Origin of the sequence: Pseudomonas sp. OTU5201 (genome assembly GCF_038440135.1) — a bacterium.
GTDB lineage: Bacteria > Pseudomonadota > Gammaproteobacteria > Pseudomonadales > Pseudomonadaceae > Metapseudomonas > Metapseudomonas resinovorans.
In genome coordinates, this window is sequence record NZ_JASATC010000003.1 from 205,681 (window position 1) to 221,485 (window position 15,805).

The window sequence follows — 15,805 nt, forward strand, 5'->3', positions numbered from 1 at the left end:
CCCCTCGTCAACACCCTTCTGAAAAAAATTTTAGTTATTACGGGCGCTTACGCACTCGGGGGGACATAACCCTCGGCTTGGGCGTAGTCCTCGCCCGAGAAAAACTTGTCCATTTCGGCCTGGAGGAACTTGCGGTCCTCAGCGTTCATCATGTTCAGGCGGCGCTCGTTGATCAGCATGGTCTGATGCGCCTGCCACTCGTCCCAGGCCTTCTTCGAGATGTTGTTGAAGATGTCCTCGCCCTTGGCGCCCGGATATGGCGGACGCTCCAGGCCCGGCAGTTCCTCTTTGTACTTGCGGCACATCACGGTGCGGGTCATCGCGGTTCTCCTGCATTCAATACATCGGCCGCGCGCTTGAGCAGCTTTTTCACCGGGGCGGCGAGCCCCAGGCGCGGCGGGGTGGCGAGGTTATACCAGAGCCAGTCGCCCTCGGCCACGACGGGGACGCTGCCCTCCACGGCCACCAGCCAGGGTTCGATGGCCAGTTGGAAATGACTGAAGGTGTGGGTCAGGCCGGGCAGTTCGCGGCGCGCGCCGAGCTGCAACGAATGCTGGTTGGCCAGCGGGGCGAGTGCGTCGAGATCGTCCAGCTCCGGAAGACTCCAGAGCCCGCCCCAGAGCCCGCTCGACGGCCGACGGTAGAGCAGGATGGCACCGTCACCATTGGCCAGCAGGGGCATCAGGGTACGCTTCTGGGGCAGCGCCTTGCGCGGTTTAGGGGCGGGGTAAGCCTTTTCCCTGCCTAGCTGGTGCGCACGGCAACCGCTCTGCAATGGGCAGAGCAGGCAGCTTGGTTTGCTGCGCGTACAGAGGGTGGCGCCGAGGTCCATCATCGCCTGGGTGTAGTTGTTCACTCGCTGGTACGGGGTGAAGCGCTCGGCCACTTCCCAGAGTTGCCTGGCGACCTTCGGCTCACCCGGATAGCCGTCCTGCGCAACATAGCGGGCCAGGACGCGCTTGACGTTGCCGTCGAGGATTGGTGCACGCAGGCCCATGGACAGGCTGGCGATGGCGCCGGCGGTGGAGCGACCGATGCCAGGCAACTCCGCCAGTTGATCGACGTCGCAGGGGAAATGGCCGTCGTAATCGGCCACCACCTGCTTCGCGGTCTTCTGCAGGTTGCGGGCGCGAGTGTAGTAGCCGAGGCCCGTCCAGAGGTGCAGTACTTCGTCTTCCGGTGCGGCTGCCAGCGCCTGCACGGTAGGCAAAGCCTCCATGAAGCGATCGAAGTAGCCCAGGACGGTGCTGACCTGGGTTTGCTGCAGCATGATTTCGGACACCCAGACGCGGTAGGGGGTGATGCCCTGCTGCCAGGGCAAGTCCTTACGGCCGTGGCTGTCGTACCAGTTGAGCACGGCGCCGGAGAACTGCTCGGGGGTCATTGCTTGAACAACCCCTTGAGCGCGTCTTTCAGCTCCGGGCTGACCTTGTCGCCCAGCTTCTCTTCGAGTTTCTCGCTGAGTTTGTCGCCGGCCAGCCTGGCGGCCACCTTGCCCATACCGTCCTTGTCCAGGCGGCAGGCTTTGGCGCCCAGTTCCAGCGGACCACGGCAGCGCAGTGGCCACTCGATGCCGACGTAGCGTTCGTTGACCTGGCAGGCCGGGTCCGGCATCGCGCTCTTGTCACCTTCGATGACTACACCGATTCGGTAATCCAGACCGAGCACGCGCAGGTCGACGGTGCCATCACCTTTGACGTTGAGGCCGGGGATGCTGGCGCGCAGGTCGGGGTTGTTGGCCACGCCATTGTTGAAGGTGAGCGAGCCTTTGAGTTCGCGGAAGGGGGTCTCGCTGCCGCTGCGCGTGCTGCTGAGCGTTTTGCGGTTGAGGGTGGCGATGCCCTGGCAGAGTTGCTGTTCGAGGTTGGAGTCAAGCAGTGCGCCGTCGTTCAGGGCGAAGTTGGCGGTGCCATTGAGGCCGTCAATCCAGGCCTTCTGGCTATTGCCGCTGCTGGTGATGTCAGCGGTCATGTCCAGCAGGCCGCGCACCGGTGGCTTCTGCTCCTGGGCCTGGAGGAGCTTCTCCACCGGCACGTTGCTGATGCGTTTATGGGCCTTGAGCAGCGGTACTGCCGGACGCGCGTCGATTTGCGCGTTGGCCTGGAAGCTGCCGCCGAGCAGGCCGCCACGCAGGTCTTCAAGGATTAGCAGGCCTCCCTTGCCGTTGGCCTTGAGGCTGACGTCATCCAGAGGCAGTTTGTCGACGATGAACTGGCCGAAGTTCAGCGTGGCTTGCAGATCGACCTTGCGCAGCTGGTCCACCGGCAGTACCGGCGCTTCGCTCCAGGCAGCCTGGGTTGGCGCGTTTGGTAGCGGCGTGGTGCCCTGGCTCGCGGCGGCTACAGCAGGCTTTACTTCGGCCTGGCGGGCGGTCTGGGCATCCTGCTTGGCCTTGGTTTTGGGCGGCAGGTAGCGGTCGAGGTCGAGCTTGTCGCCCTTGAGCTGGATGCGCACGGCTTTTTGGGCGAAGTCGGCCACGGCCAGGCGGCCACTGAAGCTGCTGTCGTCCAGTTTCAGGTTGAGGCCTTCGAGGGCGAGGCTGTTGGGGCTGCCGCCCAGTTTGGTGACCAGCTCGAATTTCTGCAGCGTGGTGGCGTCGCTCATCGGCGGTAGTTCGACGCCGATGCCGGTCAGGAACTCCCGCAGGTTGAGCGGCGCGATGGACAGGCCGCCCTCCAGGCGTGCGCCCTTGTCCAGGTCATGCACCTTGAGTTCACCGAGTGCGCGCAGCTGGTTGGCGGAAAGTTTGAGGCTGTTCCACTCGGCGACATTGGCGGCGAGATCGGCCAGCAACTGGCCCTGGGCGTTGAAGGTCAGGGTCTTGCCTTTGAGGGGTTCGCCGGACGCTTCGCCGTTCAGCTTCAGGTCCTCGAGCTGGTAGCGTTTGAGCGCGCGCTCGAAGCGCAGGTTGGTAGTGAGTTCGGTCTTGGCGCGCAGCACCGGCTGGTTGGTGCCAAAGAAGGCACTGAGTCTGACCGGAATGCTGGCTCCCTCGCGGATGGCGCCAGTGATCAGTTCGATGCCTTCGGCGTTGAATTGCTGGCCGCTCTTGGCATCGGTGTAGTTAATGCGCGCGTTGCGCACGGTCAGGCTGTCGATATCCAGCTTGATCGGGCGCGCCGGTGCTTCGGCAGCGGGCGCCTGCTGGGCGCCGTCGGCCGGAGCGGGGCTGGTCGGCGTGCCGGCTTGGGCAGTTTCCGGAGCCTTCGCCGGGCGGCCGATATCCTCCCAATTGCCGTGGCCCTTGTCGTCGCGCTGTAGATCGAGGTTGAGGCCTTCGACGCGGATGTCGCTCATCTGCACCTCGCGGCGCAGAAGCGGCAGCACGCGCACCGACAGGCCGATCATGTCGAGGTTGGCGAAGGGCTTTTCCGGGCTGGCGGCGCTGGCCAGGGTCGCCTGGTGCAGTTCGAGTCCGAGCCAGGGGAACAGGCTCCAACCGATGTCGCCGTTGAGGGTCAGCTCCAGGTTGGCCTTGTCGCGGGCCAGTTGTTGAATCTCGTCCTTGTAGTCGTTCGGGTCGAACAGGTGGGTCAGGGCGAAGCCCAGAGCCACTATGATCAGCAACAGCCCGAGGAAGATGAGGCCCAGGATTTTGCCGAAGGCTTTCATTGGCCAGTCCTTGTGATGGATCGCGTGAATTGAAGGTGCCGAGTATAGCGCCGGGCCATCAGTCATGGTGTGCCGTGGCGCTGGGCTTCGGCGCCCTGGTCAGGGACTTTTGATGGTGAATTGCGCTGTCGGTTCAGCTCAGGTGTCAGCGCTTTTCCAGCGGCAGGTGCAGGCGCGCAGCGAGGGCCTGGCTTTCCAGATGGCCCTCTGGGGCGGCCAGTTTCAGCGATCTGCCTGCCTCCCGCGCCAGGCGAGCGCTTTCCTCAATCAGGCGACGGGCGACGCCGCGATGGCGGGTGACCTTGCGTACGCAGAGGTGGGACAACCGCCAGTACTCCTCCCCGCGCTCGATCAGCGCTGCGCCGAGCAGGCGATCATTGAAACGCCCGGCCACCAGCAGGCCGTCGGCCAGGCCGCGTTCTACCAGTTCCGCCGCATTGGCGTAGGGAGCCAGCAGCCAGTCCGGAGCATCGGCGTAAATTTTCGCCAGGTCGCCGCAATCCTGCTCGGACGGGCAATTCAGGGTCTCGACGATCACGGGCATGGTGGTTCCTGGCGGGCATTGCGGACGCGGCTCGGCAGTGTAAACCCCGCCGACCGTCGTCGGTAGCCGCGCCAGCGGCCGACGGCCTATAATGGCGCTCTTTTTTGTGAGCCTTTTGTGGAGCTGGTGATGGCCGAACGTACGGCATCCGTCGAACGCAATACCCTGGAAACCCAGATCAAGGTCTCGATCAACCTGGATGGCACTGGCAAGGCGCGCTTCGATATCGGCGTACCTTTCCTTGAGCACATGCTCGACCAGATTGCCCGTCATGGCCTGATCGACCTGGACATCGAGTGCAAGGGCGATCTGCATATCGACGATCACCACACCGTGGAAGACGTCGGTATCACCCTCGGCCAGGCATTCACCCAGGCCATTGGCGACAAGAAGGGCATAGTTCGCTATGGCCATTCCTATGTGCCGCTGGATGAAGCCCTGTCCCGCGTGGTCATCGACTTCTCCGGTCGTCCCGGCCTGCAGATGCATGTGCCCTTCACCCGCGCCGTGGTCGGTGGCTTCGATGTTGACCTGTTTCAGGAGTTCTTCCAGGGTTTCGTCAACCACGCCCTGGTGAGCCTGCACATCGACAACTTGCGTGGCCATAACACCCACCACCAGATCGAAACCGTGTTCAAAGCCTTCGGCCGCGCCCTGCGCATGGCCGTCGAGCGGGACCCGCGCATGGCTGGCCAGATGCCCTCCACCAAGGGCGTGCTCTGATGCAGACGGTCGCAGTCATCGACTACGGCATGGGCAACCTGCACTCGGTTGCCAAGGCCCTGGAACACGTCGGCGCCGGCCGGGTGCTGGTCAGCAGTGATGCCAGCGTGATCCGCGAAGCCGACCGGGTAGTGTTTCCTGGCGTCGGTGCCATCCGCGATTGCATGGCGGAGATCCGTCGCCTGGGCTTCGACGAGCTGGTGCGCGAAGTCAGTCGCGATCGTCCGTTCCTCGGCATCTGCGTCGGCATGCAGGCGCTGCTGGAGCGCAGCGAGGAGAACGACGGGGTCGACTGCATCGGCCTGTTCCCCGGCCAGGTGCGCTTCTTCGGCAAGGACCTGATGGAAGATGGCGAGCACCTGAAAGTGCCGCACATGGGGTGGAACGAGGTCGAGCAGAGTGTCGCCCACCCGCTCTGGCACAACATCCCTGACCGGGCGCGCTTCTACTTCGTGCACAGCTACTATATCGAGGCCGGCAACCCTGCCCAGGTAGTCGGTCGCGGTCACTACGGCAAGGACTTCGCCGCCGCGCTGGCCGAAGGCTCGCGCTTCGCTGTGCAGTTCCACCCGGAAAAGAGCCATACCCACGGCCTGCAGTTACTGCAGAACTTCGCCGCCTGGGATGGTCGCTGGTAAACCGATGAGCCGCGCGAAGAAGCCCCCGAGCCTTCAACTCGACGCCGCCCAGGCCCAGGACGCGGTGCTGGCGATCAAACGTTTCATGGCTGATCGCTTCGAGCTGGAGCTGGGTTCCTTCGAGGCCGAGGAAGTGCTCGACTTCTTCGCCCGGGAATTCGCGCCACATTTCTACAACAAGGCGATCTCCGATGTGCAAGCGCACCTGAAAGACAGGTTCGAAAGCATCGAGAGTGACTTGTGGGCGCTTGAGAAAAGCTGAGCGCCAAGCCGATTCCACTGACTTCGAACAGGTTGAACCGATGCTGATTATCCCCGCTATCGATCTGAAGGACGGCGCCTGCGTGCGTCTGCGCCAGGGCCGCATGGAAGACTCCACCGTGTTTTCCGACGACCCGGTGAGCATGGCCGCCAAGTGGGTAGAGGGCGGCTGCCGTCGCCTGCACCTGGTGGACCTGAACGGCGCTTTCGAAGGCAGACCGGTGAACGGTGAAGTGGTCACCGCCATCGCCAAGCGCTACCCGAACCTGCCGATCCAGATCGGCGGCGGCATTCGCTCCCTGGAAACCATCGAGCACTACGTCAAGGCCGGCGTCAGCTACGTGATCATTGGCACAAAGGCAGTGAAAGAGCCCGAATTCGTTACCGAGGCCTGCAAAGCCTTCCCCGGCAAGGTCATCGTGGGCCTGGACGCCAAGGACGGATTCGTCGCCACCGACGGTTGGGCCGAGGTCAGCAGCGTGCAGGCCGTGGATCTGGCCAGGCGCTTCGAGGCCGATGGCGTCTCCGCCATCGTCTACACCGACATCGCCAAGGACGGGATGATGCAGGGCTGCAACGTCGAGGCCACTGCGGCCCTGGCCGCCGCCAGCCGCATCCCGGTGATCGCGTCGGGCGGTATCCACAACCTCGGCGACATCGAGAAGCTGCTGGTTGCCAAGGCCCCCGGCATCATCGGCGCCATTACTGGACGTGCCATCTACGAGGGCACCCTGGACGTGGCCGAGGCGCAGGCGTTCTGCGACAGCTACAAGGGTTAATCGACGGCTAACGGTGCGCGCGGCGCACCCTACGGGAACACTGTTATGGCTCTCGCAAAACGCATCATCCCTTGCCTCGACGTGGACAACGGCCGCGTGGTCAAGGGCGTCAAGTTCGAGAACATCCGCGACGCCGGCGACCCGGTGGAAATCGCCCGTCGCTACGATGAACAGGGCGCCGACGAGATCACCTTCCTCGACATCACCGCCAGCGTCGACGGCCGCGACACCACCTTGCACACGGTGGAGCGCATGGCCAGCCAGGTGTTTATCCCGCTGACCGTGGGAGGCGGCGTGCGCACCGTGCAGGACATCCGCAACCTGCTCAATGCCGGCGCCGACAAGGTGTCGATCAACACCGCCGCCGTCTTCACACCGGAGTTCGTCGGCGAGGCCGCCTCCCGTTTCGGCTCCCAGTGCATCGTGGTTGCCATCGACGCCAAGAAAGTCTCCGGCCCCGGGGAAACACCGCGCTGGGAAATTTTCACCCATGGCGGGCGCAAACCCACCGGCCTCGACGCTGTGGCCTGGGCGAAGAAAATGGAAGACCTGGGGGCCGGTGAGATCCTCCTCACCAGCATGGACCAGGACGGCGTGAAGAGCGGTTACGACCTGGGCGTCACTCGTGCCATCAGCGAAACCGTCGGCATTCCGGTGATTGCCTCCGGAGGCGTCGGCAATCTTGAGCATCTGGCTGCTGGCATCCTCGAGGGCAAGGCCGACGCCGTTCTAGCGGCGAGCATCTTCCACTTCGGTGAATACACCGTGCCCGAGGCCAAGGCTTATCTCGCCAGCCGCGGAATCCTGGTGCGCTGAGCACGATTCTTGCCTAGCATTCGCCCAGGCTGCTCGCGTGACGGACTTCGCAGCCTGGGCTGCTGATGCCCGAGCCCCGTTTCAACGGGGTTAAGCTCAGCGCATTTCCCATCTCTCCTGGAAGGTAATCGCTAATGTCGAAACGCCTGCTGCTGGCGCTGGCCGGCACCCTCATGGTGTTTGCCGGTGCAGCTCGTGCCGAAGTGGATGAGAACTACAGCGTCGTACTCCTGACCGAAAACTTTCCGCCCTACAACATGTCGATCAACGGGAAGAACTTCGCCCAGGAAGACAATATCGATGGCATCGCCGTCGACATCGTCCGTGAAATGTTCAAGCGTGCCGGGGTCAAGTACAGCCTGACCCTTCGCTTCCCCTGGGATCGCATCTACAAGCTGGCGCTGGAGAAGCCGGGCTATGGCGTCTTCGTCACTGCGCGCCTGCCTGAGCGCGAGCAGTCGTTCAAATGGGTCGGTCCGATCGGTCCCGACGACTGGATCATGCTGGCTCGCACCGACAGCTCGATCGCCCTGGGTAGCCTGGAAGACGCGCGCAAGTACAAGGTGGGTGCCTACAAGGGTGACGCCATCGCCGAATACCTGACCCAGCAGAAGCTCGATCCCATCACCGCCCTGCGCGACCAGGAAAACGCCAAGAAACTCGAGAAAGGCCAGATCGACCTCTGGGCCACCGGTGATCCGGCTGGCCGCTACCTGGCCAAACAGGAAGGCGTGAGCGGCCTGAAGACCGTGCTGCGCTTCAACCAGGCCGAACTCTTCCTGGCGCTGAACAAGGACGTCCCCGACGAAGTGGTGCACAAGCTCCAGGCCGCACTGGACCAGATGCGCGCCGAGGGCTTCGTCGACGAGATCCTCAACAGCTACCTCTAGAAAGACACGAACGACCGGCCACGAGCCGGTCGTTTGCCATTGCCATGGAAGGCAGGACAGATGTCCGTGGGTGGGGAGCCCACGCAAGGAAGCCGCTTAGCCACAACCACAACTCAAGCGAGCGGTATGACAATGCAGAAGCTGATTCAACGCGCCCTGACCCTGGGCCTGATGTTCCTCTCCTTCACGGTGCGCGCCGATTTGCCGGCGGACTACAAGGTGGTGTTGCTCACCGAGAACTTCCCGCCTTTCAACATGGCGGTGGATGACAAGAACTTCGCACGCGACGACGGCATCGATGGCATCAGCACCGATATCGTCCGCGAGATGTTCAAGCGCGCCGATATCAACTACAGCCTGACCTTGCGCTTCCCCTGGGATCGCCTGTATCGCCTGACCCTGGACAAGCCCAGCTATGGCCTGTTCTCCACTACCTTCACCGCTGAACGCCAGCCGCTGTTCAAATGGGTCGGCCCAATTGCCAAGACCGAGTGGGTGCTGCTCGCCGCGCCGGGTAACAACCTGAGCGTCAAGGACCTGAAGAGTGCCTCCCAGTACCGCATCGGCGCGTACAAGAACGATGCCGTGAGCCAGCACCTGGAAAGCCAGGGCATGGCGCCGCAGAACGCCCTGCGTGACCAGGAGAACGTGAAGAAACTGCTCAAGGGCCAGATCGACCTCTGGGCCACTACTGATCCCGTTGGCCGCTACCTGGCCAAGCAGGAAGGCGTGACCGGCCTGCAGACCGTGCTGCGCTTCAACAGCGCCGAACTCTACCTGGCCTTCAACAAGGACACCCCGGACGAGGTCATCGAGCGTCTGCAAAAGGCACTGGACCAGATGCGCAGTGACGGCTACGTCGACGAGATCACTCAGAACTACCTGTAATGATTGGCAGGCCCGGCGCGGCCTACTTCTGAATGCTCTTCTGTAGGGGCGAATGAATTCGCCCCTACAAGGCGTCCTAGGCGCCGCTTGAGCATCTACCGGTAAACCCCCGCCTTGCCATGGGCCGCCATGGCCCGGTTGCCGCGCAAGGCGATCAGCATTTCCACATCGATCAGCTCGAAGCCCCGCTCCCGCAGGCGCGGCAGTTCGCGCTCCAGCAGCGCCAGGGTGGCCGGGTGCGGGTGGCCGATCATCAAGGCCGAGCCCTGCCTGCGCGCCAGCTTCAGCGCGGCGTCGAACTGCGCGGCCACCGCTGCCGGGCTCTGGTCGTCATCGAGAAATACATCCCGCGACAGGCTGGCCAGTCCCGCCTTCTGCGCCTCGGCGGCCGCCACGGTGGCGGCGCTGGTGCGGCTGTCGATGAAGAACCTGTGCTCCTGCTGCAGCCGTTGCATCAACAGGGCCATGGCCGGCCGTTGGGCCGTCATGCGGCTGCCCATGTGATTGTTCAAGCCGCGGGCATGGGGCACACGGTGGAGGGCGGCATCGAGGCGCTTCTCCAGCTCGGCTGTGGATAGCTCGGGTCGCCAGGCATAGGGGCCGGCGGCCGGGTCCATGGGCAGGTGCAGCATCACCGTCTTGCCGGCGGCATGGGCGGCTTCGGCGAGTTCACGGGAGTGAGGGGCATCCGGAAGGATGGAAAGCGCCACCGGGCCGTGGAGGGCGAGAACACGGCGGTCGCGGGCGGGGGTTTGGCCCAGGTCGTCGATCACCAGGGCCAGTCGCGCCGTTGGCGCGGCCCAGGCACCGGTTGCCGTTGCGCCCAACCACAACGCTAGCAACCAGGCGCCCCACCTCATGTCACTTTCCGCGAGTGACGTTCAGGCCTTTCAGCAGATTGAGGGCCTGGCTCAGTTGGAAGTCGTCATCCTGCGGGCGGGGCTCCGCCGATTTCTTGCTCGAACTCGGGCGGTCGGCACCGCCATTGCCATTGCCCAGGTGGCCGGCGAGATCGGCTTCCTTGAAGGATTCGCCGTCCTGCTCGCGGGTGACCTTGGCTCGCGCCACTTCAATGTCCGGAACGATGCCCTGGGCCTGGATCGAGCGGCCATTGGGGGTGTAGTAGAGCGCGGTAGTGAGTTTCAGGGCGCGGTCGTTGTTCAGCGGCAGCACAGTCTGCACCGAGCCCTTGCCGAAGCTGTCGGTGCCCATCAGCACGCCACGCTTGTGGTCCTGCAGGGCACCGGCGACGATTTCGGCCGCCGAGGCGCTGCCGCCGTTGATCAGCACCACCAGGGGTACGCCTTCGCTGGCGTCGGCCGGGTCGGCGGAGAAGCGCAGCTCGGAGTTGGCGATACGGCCCTTGGTGTAGACGATCAGGCCTTTCTTCAGGAAGTGGTCGGAAACTTCCACCGCCGCCTGCAGCACGCCGCCGGGGTTGTTGCGCAGGTCCAGGACCAGTCCGCTCAAGCGGCCGCCGTTGTCCTTGCGCATCTTGGCCAGGGCTTTGCCGACTTCTTCGCCGGTGTTGACCTGGAACTGGGTGATGCGCAAATAGCCGTAGCTCTTGTCCAGCAATTGGCTCTTCACGCTCTTGACCTTGATTGCCGCGCGCACCAGTTCCACGTCGAAGGGCTGGCCGCCATCGCGTACCAGGGTAAGGGTGATCTTGCTGCCGGCCTTGCCGCGCATCTTGTCCACCGCTTCCATCAGCGAGATGCCCTTGGTCGGCTGGCCGTCGATCTTGACGATCAGGTCGCCCGGCTGGATGCCAGCCTTGGAGGCCGGGGTGTCGTCGATCGGGGAGACCACTTTGACGAAGCCATCCTCGGCGCCGACCTCGATGCCGAGGCCGCCGAACTCGCCGCTGGTGCTTTCCTGCAGCTCCTGGAAGTCTTCCGGCTCCAGGTAGGCCGAGTGTGGGTCGAGGTTGCTGAGCATGCCCTTGATGGCGTTCTCCAGCAGAGTCTTGTCGTCCACCGGCTCGACGTAGGCGGACTTGATGCGATCCAGCACCTCGGCGAAGGTGCGCAGCTCGTCCAGCGGCAGCGGCGCCTTGCCGTTCACCGCCGTGGCGGGGAGATTTGCCGGCTCCTCGGCGGCCAGCAGCTGCGGGGCGCCGCCAAGCAGCGCCAGTGCCATGGCCAGGGAGGTGAGGCGGGACAGATGCGGCATGCGAACTAACTCCTGCTAGATGAGGCCTATCCTTGCGCGCGGCACCACTGTGCCGGGTCGGTCGGACGGCCTTGCTGGCGTATGGCGAAGTACAGTGCGGGCGTGTCCTGCCCGCCACTGGTGCCGACGGTGGCGATGGATTCGCCTGCTTTGACGATATCGCCGGCATTTTTCAACAGGCGCTGATTGTGGCCGTAGAGGCTCAGATAACCGTTGCCATGGTCGAGAATGACCAGAAGCCCGGCGCCGCGCAACCAATCCGCGAAAACCACACGGCCGCCATGCACAGCGCGTACGGAGCTGCCTTCAGGGGCGCCGATCAGCACGCCGTCCCACTTGGCGCGGGAGTCGCCGCCACGGGCCGAACCGAAGCGGGCGACCAGGCGGCCGTCCACCGGCCAGGGCAGTTGGCCTCGGGCTTTGACGAAGGGGCCGCCGAAAGTGCCGCCGGTGCTGGAAACCATCGGGCCGTTGCTGGCCTTGGCGGGGCTGCCGGCTGGGTGTTCGCGTAGCTCGCGCTGCTGTTCGGCGAGTGCGCGCTTGCGGGCTTCTTCGGCCTCGCGGGCCTCACGCTCCTGGCGGGCCAGGGTTTCTTCGATGGTCTTGAGGACCTTGCCCAGTTCGGCCTGGTCCTGCTGGCGGGCCTTTAGCTTCTTGTCCCGGTCGCTGACGTCCCGGTTGAGCTTGGCCAGAGCCTGCTGGCGCTCCTTGCGCGTCGATGCGAGTTGCTCGCGACGGCCATCGAGGGCGGCCTTCTGCTCGTTGAGCTGGTTTTGCTGGGTGTTGATTTCCTGCTCGATATTCGCCAGCTGGCGCAGGGTCTCGTTGAACGCGGCAAGCTGGTCCAGGCGGGCCTTGCTCAGATAGTCATAGTAGGTGAGGGTGCGGGCGAACTTCTCGGGGTGCTGCTGGTTCAGCAGCAGCTTGAGGTATTCCTGCTGACCGCTTTGGTAGGCGGCGCGCGCCTGGATGCCGATCAGACGTTGTTGTTCAGTGCGCGCGCCCTGGAGTTTTTTTTTCTCTTCGTCCAGGCGCTGGATCTCGCCTTGGCTCTTCTCGAGTTCCTGTTGAAGCTCTTTGACCTGCTGCTCCAGGCTGCCCATTTCGGTTTCGGTTTTCTTCAGGTCGGCCTGGACGCCGGATTTCTCCTGCTGCAGTTGCTGCAGGAGTTTCTTCAGTTCGGTGACATCCTTTGCGGCCCGGTCCAGCTGCTGCTGGGTTTCGGCGCGCTGGTCGGCCATGACCGGGGTGATCAGGCTGGCAAGGATTGCGAGGGCGAGGGCGCGAAACATGGAGGTGGGGCACCAGGGGAAAGGACCGGCCTAGTATGCCCGTGGCGCGGGGCAAAAAAAACGCCCGGAACCGGTGGTTCGGGGCGTTTCCTGATAAGGCGCGCAGATATTCACGCCTGGGCCGCGCCGGGGCGACGGCCCGCGTCGATCATTGCAGTTCGACGATGGTCTTGCCGGTCATCTCGGCCGGCACCGGCAGGCCCATCAGGGTCAGCAGGGTCGGGGCCACATCGGCCAGCACGCCGCCTTCGCGGATCGTTGCCGGACGCTTGCCGACGTAGATGAAGGGCACCGGCTCGCAGGTGTGCGCGGTGTGTGCCTGGCCGGTCACTTCGTCTTCCATTTGCTCGACGTTGCCGTGATCGGCGGTGATCAGCGCTTCGCCGCCAACCTTGTCCAGGGCTTCGACGATACGGCCGACGCAGCTGTCCAGGCACTCCACGGCCTTGACCGCGGCTTCGAACACGCCGGTGTGGCCAACCATGTCGCCGTTGGCGTAGTTCACCACGATCACGTCGTAGCGCTGGTTTTCGATGGCGTCGACGATCTTGTCGGTGACCTCGGGGGCGCTCATTTCCGGCTGTAGGTCATAGGTGGCGACCTTGGGCGACGGAATCAGGATGCGCTCTTCACCTTCGAAGGGCTCTTCGCGGCCGCCGGAGAAGAAGAAGGTCACGTGGGCGTACTTCTCAGTCTCGGCGATGCGCAGTTGGGTTTTGCCGTTCTTTGCCAGGTACTCGCCCAGCACGTTGTTCAGCGATTCCGGCTTGAAGGCACTGGGAGCGGGGATGCTGGCCGCGTACTGGGTCAGCATCACGTAGCCGGCCAGGTTCAATTCACGCTGGCGGGGGAACTCCTTGAAGCCCGGCTCGACGAAGGCGCGGGACAGTTCACGGGCGCGGTCGGCACGGAAGTTCATGAAGATCACGGCATCGCCGTCTTCCACCTTCACCGGCTCGCCGATACAGGTGGCCTTGACGAACTCGTCGCTCTCGCCGCGCTCGTAGGCGGCGGCGAGGCCCTCGACGGCGCTGGCGGCGGAGAATTCAGCCTGGCCTTCGGTGATCAGGTTGTAGGCGGCTTCGACGCGGTCCCAGCGGTTGTCGCGGTCCATGGCGAAGTAGCGGCCGATCAGGCTGGCGATGCGGCCCTTGCCGAGGCGGGCGAAGGTTTCGTCCAGCAGCTTGATGGAGGGCTCGGCGCTCTTCGGTGGGGTGTCACGGCCATCGAGGAAGGCGTGCAGGTAGATTTTCTCGGCACCGCGCTGGGCGGCCAGTTCGGCCATGGCGACCAGGTGGTCCTGGTGGCTATGCACGCCGCCGTCGGAGAGCAGGCCCATGAAGTGCACGGCCTTACCGGCGGCCACGGCCTTGTTCACCGCTGTGGTGATTTCCGGATTGCTGAAGAAGTCGCCGTCACGGATCGCCTTGGTCACACGGGTGAAGTCCTGGTACACCACGCGGCCGGCGCCCAGGTTCATGTGGCCAACCTCGGAGTTGCCCATCTGGCCGTCTGGCAGGCCGACGTCCATGCCGCTGCCCGAGATCAGGCCATGGGGCTGGGTGGCGCGCAGACGATCGTAGACCGGTGTCTTGGCGGCATGAATGGCGTTGTATTCGGGGCTGTCACTGTGACCGAAACCGTCCAGGATGATCAGGACCAGGGGTTTGGGCATGGCTGTCATAGTGTCGGACTCGTCTGCGGCAATGGGTGGAAAGTTGCGGGCAAGGCCCCGGAAAAAAGAGGCGGCATTCTACGGTCTGGTTCCGTCGGCGTCACCGCCAGACGGGTTTTGGCCGACCTGTGGGCCTGTGTATACTGGCCGGCATTTTACCGTCCCGGAAGCTGACGATGCTCGCTAAGCTGATTGAATTTGCCACTAACCACTATGTACTGAGTGGATCGTTCGTGGTGCTGCTGGCCCTGCTGCTGGCCCATGAACTGCGCCGCAGTGGCCGCGCCATTTCCTCCCGCGAGCTGACCTCGATGGTCAACGGCGGCCAGGCCGTAGTCCTGGACGTGCGCGCCACCAAGGATTTCTCCGGCGGCCACATCGTTGACGCCCTGAACATCCCCTACGAGAAGCTCGCCAGCCGCATCGCCGAACTGGAGAAGCACAAGGACAAGGCGATCATCGTGGTCGACGCGATGGGCCAGCATGCCGGCACCGTCTGCCGTGACCTGAAAAAGGCGGGTTTCAACGCCATCAAGCTGTCTGGCGGCATCGGCACCTGGCGTGGCGACAACCTGCCGCTGGTGAAGTGAGATGGCCGAAATCGTCGTCTATTCGAGCGCCTGGTGCCCCTTCTGCGTCCGCGCCAAACACCTGCTGGACAGCAAGGGCGTGCGCTACGAAGAGATAAGTGTCGACGGCAACCCCGCAATTCGCGCCGAGATGACCCGCAAGGCCGGGCGCACCTCGGTGCCGCAGATCTGGATCGGCCAGACCCATGTTGGCGGCTGTGACGACCTGTATGCGCTGGAGCGCGCCGGCAAGCTCGATGCGCTGCTCCAAGCCCGCCCGCAAACGGAAACGCACTAGAACAAGGCAGAATCATGACCGAACAAGCAAGCAACGCCGAAAACCAGAACCCCCAGTTTTCCCTGCAGCGTATCTACGTACGCGATCTGTCTTTCGAAGCGCCGAAGAGCCCCGAGATCTTCCGTCAGGAGTGGGCGCCGAACGTTTCCCTGGACCTGAACACCCGTCAGAAGCAGCTGGATGGCGACTTCCATGAAGTGGTGTTGACCCTGTCCGTGACCGTGAAGAACGGTGACGAAACCGCCTTCATCGCCGAAGTGCAGCAGGCTGGTATCTTCCTGATCAAGGGGCTGGACGCGGCCTCCATGAGTCACACCCTCGGCGCCTTCTGCCCGAACATCCTGTTCCCCTACGCCCGTGAAACCCTGGACAGCCTGGTTGTCCGCGGCTCCTTCCCGGCGCTGATGCTCTCCCCGGTGAACTTCGACGCCCTGTATGCGCAAGAACTGGCGCGTCTGCAGGCCGCCGGCGAAGCCCAGGCCTGAGTTATCCGGCCATACAAAAAAGCGCCCTTCGGGGCGCTTTTTCTTTGTCCGCAGAAAATGGTCGATGCAGGTCTTGTAGGGGCGAATGACTTGGCTAAGTCTGCGTGAGCTGTTGCGAGCGATTTACCCTCCGGCCAAGAGCCTTGTAGGAGCTGGCTTG

At 63.9% G+C, this 15,805-nt stretch carries 18 protein-coding genes; 10 read left to right on the forward strand and 8 right to left on the reverse strand.

Translation table 11 applies throughout. The annotated features are described in order from the left end of the window. Positions 1-47 precede the first annotated feature (47 nt). From AAHM40_RS03385 to AAHM40_RS03400, 4 genes are all read right to left on the reverse strand, one after another. Entirely contained in the window at positions 48-320 is a 273-nt protein-coding gene (locus AAHM40_RS03385) for an oxidative damage protection protein (protein WP_342243405.1), read from the reverse strand. After that, positions 317-1,384: an A/G-specific adenine glycosylase gene (gene mutY / locus AAHM40_RS03390; protein ID WP_342243406.1), complete on the reverse strand. Its 1,068-nt coding sequence runs from the start codon at positions 1,382-1,384 to the stop codon at positions 317-319. The genes AAHM40_RS03385 and mutY overlap by 4 nt, the downstream gene beginning before the upstream one ends. Then, on the reverse strand, positions 1,381-3,612 hold the full coding sequence (locus AAHM40_RS03395; RefSeq protein ID WP_342243407.1) for an AsmA family protein: 2,232 nt from the start codon (positions 3,610-3,612) through the stop codon (positions 1,381-1,383). Before AAHM40_RS03395 ends, mutY begins: the two co-directional genes overlap by 4 nt. 145 nt (positions 3,613-3,757) lie before the next feature. Next, positions 3,758-4,156, reverse strand: coding sequence for an acetyl-CoA sensor PanZ family protein (locus AAHM40_RS03400; RefSeq protein ID WP_342243408.1), 399 nt, complete (start codon positions 4,154-4,156; stop codon positions 3,758-3,760). Positions 4,157-4,285: 129 nt separating this feature from the next. Between AAHM40_RS03400 and hisB the strand changes: the two genes are divergently transcribed. The 7 genes from hisB (at position 4,286) to AAHM40_RS03435 (ending at position 9,151) form a co-directional block, all read left to right on the forward strand. Next, positions 4,286-4,879, forward strand: coding sequence for an imidazoleglycerol-phosphate dehydratase HisB (gene hisB, locus AAHM40_RS03405; protein ID WP_028629882.1), 594 nt, complete (start codon positions 4,286-4,288; stop codon positions 4,877-4,879). After that, a complete protein-coding gene (gene hisH / locus AAHM40_RS03410; protein ID WP_342243409.1) occupies positions 4,879-5,517 on the forward strand; it encodes an imidazole glycerol phosphate synthase subunit HisH in 639 nt (212 codons plus the stop codon). Before hisB ends, hisH begins: the two co-directional genes overlap by 1 nt. 4 nt (positions 5,518-5,521) lie before the next feature. Beyond that, the gene (locus AAHM40_RS03415; RefSeq protein WP_342243410.1) at positions 5,522-5,779 is read left to right on the forward strand and encodes a DUF2164 domain-containing protein; all 258 of its coding nucleotides are present in this window, start codon (positions 5,522-5,524) and stop codon (positions 5,777-5,779) included. Between the two features lie 40 nt (positions 5,780-5,819). Next, on the forward strand, positions 5,820-6,557 hold the full coding sequence (hisA, locus tag AAHM40_RS03420; RefSeq protein WP_342243411.1) for a 1-(5-phosphoribosyl)-5-[(5-phosphoribosylamino)methylideneamino]imidazole-4-carboxamide isomerase: 738 nt from the start codon (positions 5,820-5,822) through the stop codon (positions 6,555-6,557). Between the two features lie 45 nt (positions 6,558-6,602). Further along, a complete protein-coding gene (gene hisF, locus AAHM40_RS03425) occupies positions 6,603-7,373 on the forward strand; it encodes an imidazole glycerol phosphate synthase subunit HisF (protein WP_028629879.1) in 771 nt (256 codons plus the stop codon). Positions 7,374-7,507: 134 nt separating this feature from the next. Beyond that, positions 7,508-8,263, forward strand: coding sequence for a substrate-binding periplasmic protein (locus AAHM40_RS03430; RefSeq protein WP_342243412.1), 756 nt, complete (start codon positions 7,508-7,510; stop codon positions 8,261-8,263). A gap of 132 nt (positions 8,264-8,395) precedes the next feature. After that, positions 8,396-9,151 carry a substrate-binding periplasmic protein gene (locus AAHM40_RS03435; RefSeq protein ID WP_342243413.1) on the forward strand — a complete coding sequence of 252 codons (756 nt, stop codon included), beginning with the start codon at positions 8,396-8,398 and terminating at the stop codon, positions 9,149-9,151. 95 nt (positions 9,152-9,246) lie between these two features. Here the strand turns inward: AAHM40_RS03435 and AAHM40_RS03440 are convergent, their stop codons facing one another. The 4 genes from AAHM40_RS03440 to gpmI form a co-directional block, all read right to left on the reverse strand. Then, positions 9,247-10,011: a divergent polysaccharide deacetylase family protein gene (locus AAHM40_RS03440; protein WP_342243414.1), complete on the reverse strand. Its 765-nt coding sequence runs from the start codon at positions 10,009-10,011 to the stop codon at positions 9,247-9,249. Between the two features lies 1 nt (position 10,012). Then, positions 10,013-11,326: a S41 family peptidase gene (locus AAHM40_RS03445; protein WP_280285402.1), complete on the reverse strand. Its 1,314-nt coding sequence runs from the start codon at positions 11,324-11,326 to the stop codon at positions 10,013-10,015. 26 nt (positions 11,327-11,352) lie between these two features. Beyond that, positions 11,353-12,618: a murein hydrolase activator EnvC family protein gene (locus tag AAHM40_RS03450; RefSeq protein ID WP_342243415.1), complete on the reverse strand. Its 1,266-nt coding sequence runs from the start codon at positions 12,616-12,618 to the stop codon at positions 11,353-11,355. A gap of 148 nt (positions 12,619-12,766) precedes the next feature. Next, positions 12,767-14,302, reverse strand: a complete 1,536-nt coding sequence (gene gpmI, locus AAHM40_RS03455; RefSeq protein WP_342243416.1) for a 2,3-bisphosphoglycerate-independent phosphoglycerate mutase — start codon at positions 14,300-14,302, stop codon at positions 12,767-12,769. A 167-nt stretch (positions 14,303-14,469) separates the two neighbouring features. Here gpmI and AAHM40_RS03460 point away from each other — a divergent pair, with 167 nt between their 5' ends. Genes AAHM40_RS03460 through secB form a run of 3 tightly spaced genes read left to right on the forward strand, consistent with a single transcriptional unit; the run spans position 14,470 to position 15,645 of the window. Continuing rightward, positions 14,470-14,883 carry a rhodanese-like domain-containing protein gene (locus AAHM40_RS03460; protein WP_280285405.1) on the forward strand — a complete coding sequence of 138 codons (414 nt, stop codon included), beginning with the start codon at positions 14,470-14,472 and terminating at the stop codon, positions 14,881-14,883. Position 14,884: 1 nt separating this feature from the next. Further along, a complete protein-coding gene (gene grxC / locus AAHM40_RS03465; protein WP_028629871.1) occupies positions 14,885-15,160 on the forward strand; it encodes a glutaredoxin 3 in 276 nt (91 codons plus the stop codon). A 14-nt stretch (positions 15,161-15,174) separates the two neighbouring features. Beyond that, positions 15,175-15,645: a protein-export chaperone SecB gene (gene secB, locus AAHM40_RS03470; RefSeq protein ID WP_342243417.1), complete on the forward strand. Its 471-nt coding sequence runs from the start codon at positions 15,175-15,177 to the stop codon at positions 15,643-15,645. The last annotated feature ends 160 nt before the right edge of the window (positions 15,646-15,805 follow it).

Coding starts and splice junctions, on each gene's coding strand:
- AAHM40_RS03385 (WP_342243405.1), bottom strand. CDS start 320: ATGACCCGCACCGTGATGTGCCGCAAGTACAAAGAGGAACTGCCGGGC.
- mutY (WP_342243406.1), bottom strand. CDS start 1,384: ATGACCCCCGAGCAGTTCTCCGGCGCCGTGCTCAACTGGTACGACAGC.
- AAHM40_RS03395 (WP_342243407.1), bottom strand. CDS start 3,612: ATGAAAGCCTTCGGCAAAATCCTGGGCCTCATCTTCCTCGGGCTGTTG.
- AAHM40_RS03400 (WP_342243408.1), bottom strand. CDS start 4,156: ATGCCCGTGATCGTCGAGACCCTGAATTGCCCGTCCGAGCAGGATTGC.
- hisB (WP_028629882.1), top strand. CDS start 4,286: ATGGCCGAACGTACGGCATCCGTCGAACGCAATACCCTGGAAACCCAG.
- hisH (WP_342243409.1), top strand. CDS start 4,879: ATGCAGACGGTCGCAGTCATCGACTACGGCATGGGCAACCTGCACTCG.
- AAHM40_RS03415 (WP_342243410.1), top strand. CDS start 5,522: ATGAGCCGCGCGAAGAAGCCCCCGAGCCTTCAACTCGACGCCGCCCAG.
- hisA (WP_342243411.1), top strand. CDS start 5,820: ATGCTGATTATCCCCGCTATCGATCTGAAGGACGGCGCCTGCGTGCGT.
- hisF (WP_028629879.1), top strand. CDS start 6,603: ATGGCTCTCGCAAAACGCATCATCCCTTGCCTCGACGTGGACAACGGC.
- AAHM40_RS03430 (WP_342243412.1), top strand. CDS start 7,508: ATGTCGAAACGCCTGCTGCTGGCGCTGGCCGGCACCCTCATGGTGTTT.
- AAHM40_RS03435 (WP_342243413.1), top strand. CDS start 8,396: ATGCAGAAGCTGATTCAACGCGCCCTGACCCTGGGCCTGATGTTCCTC.
- AAHM40_RS03440 (WP_342243414.1), bottom strand. CDS start 10,011: ATGAGGTGGGGCGCCTGGTTGCTAGCGTTGTGGTTGGGCGCAACGGCA.
- AAHM40_RS03445 (WP_280285402.1), bottom strand. CDS start 11,326: ATGCCGCATCTGTCCCGCCTCACCTCCCTGGCCATGGCACTGGCGCTG.
- AAHM40_RS03450 (WP_342243415.1), bottom strand. CDS start 12,618: ATGTTTCGCGCCCTCGCCCTCGCAATCCTTGCCAGCCTGATCACCCCG.
- gpmI (WP_342243416.1), bottom strand. CDS start 14,302: ATGACAGCCATGCCCAAACCCCTGGTCCTGATCATCCTGGACGGTTTC.
- AAHM40_RS03460 (WP_280285405.1), top strand. CDS start 14,470: ATGCTCGCTAAGCTGATTGAATTTGCCACTAACCACTATGTACTGAGT.
- grxC (WP_028629871.1), top strand. CDS start 14,885: ATGGCCGAAATCGTCGTCTATTCGAGCGCCTGGTGCCCCTTCTGCGTC.
- secB (WP_342243417.1), top strand. CDS start 15,175: ATGACCGAACAAGCAAGCAACGCCGAAAACCAGAACCCCCAGTTTTCC.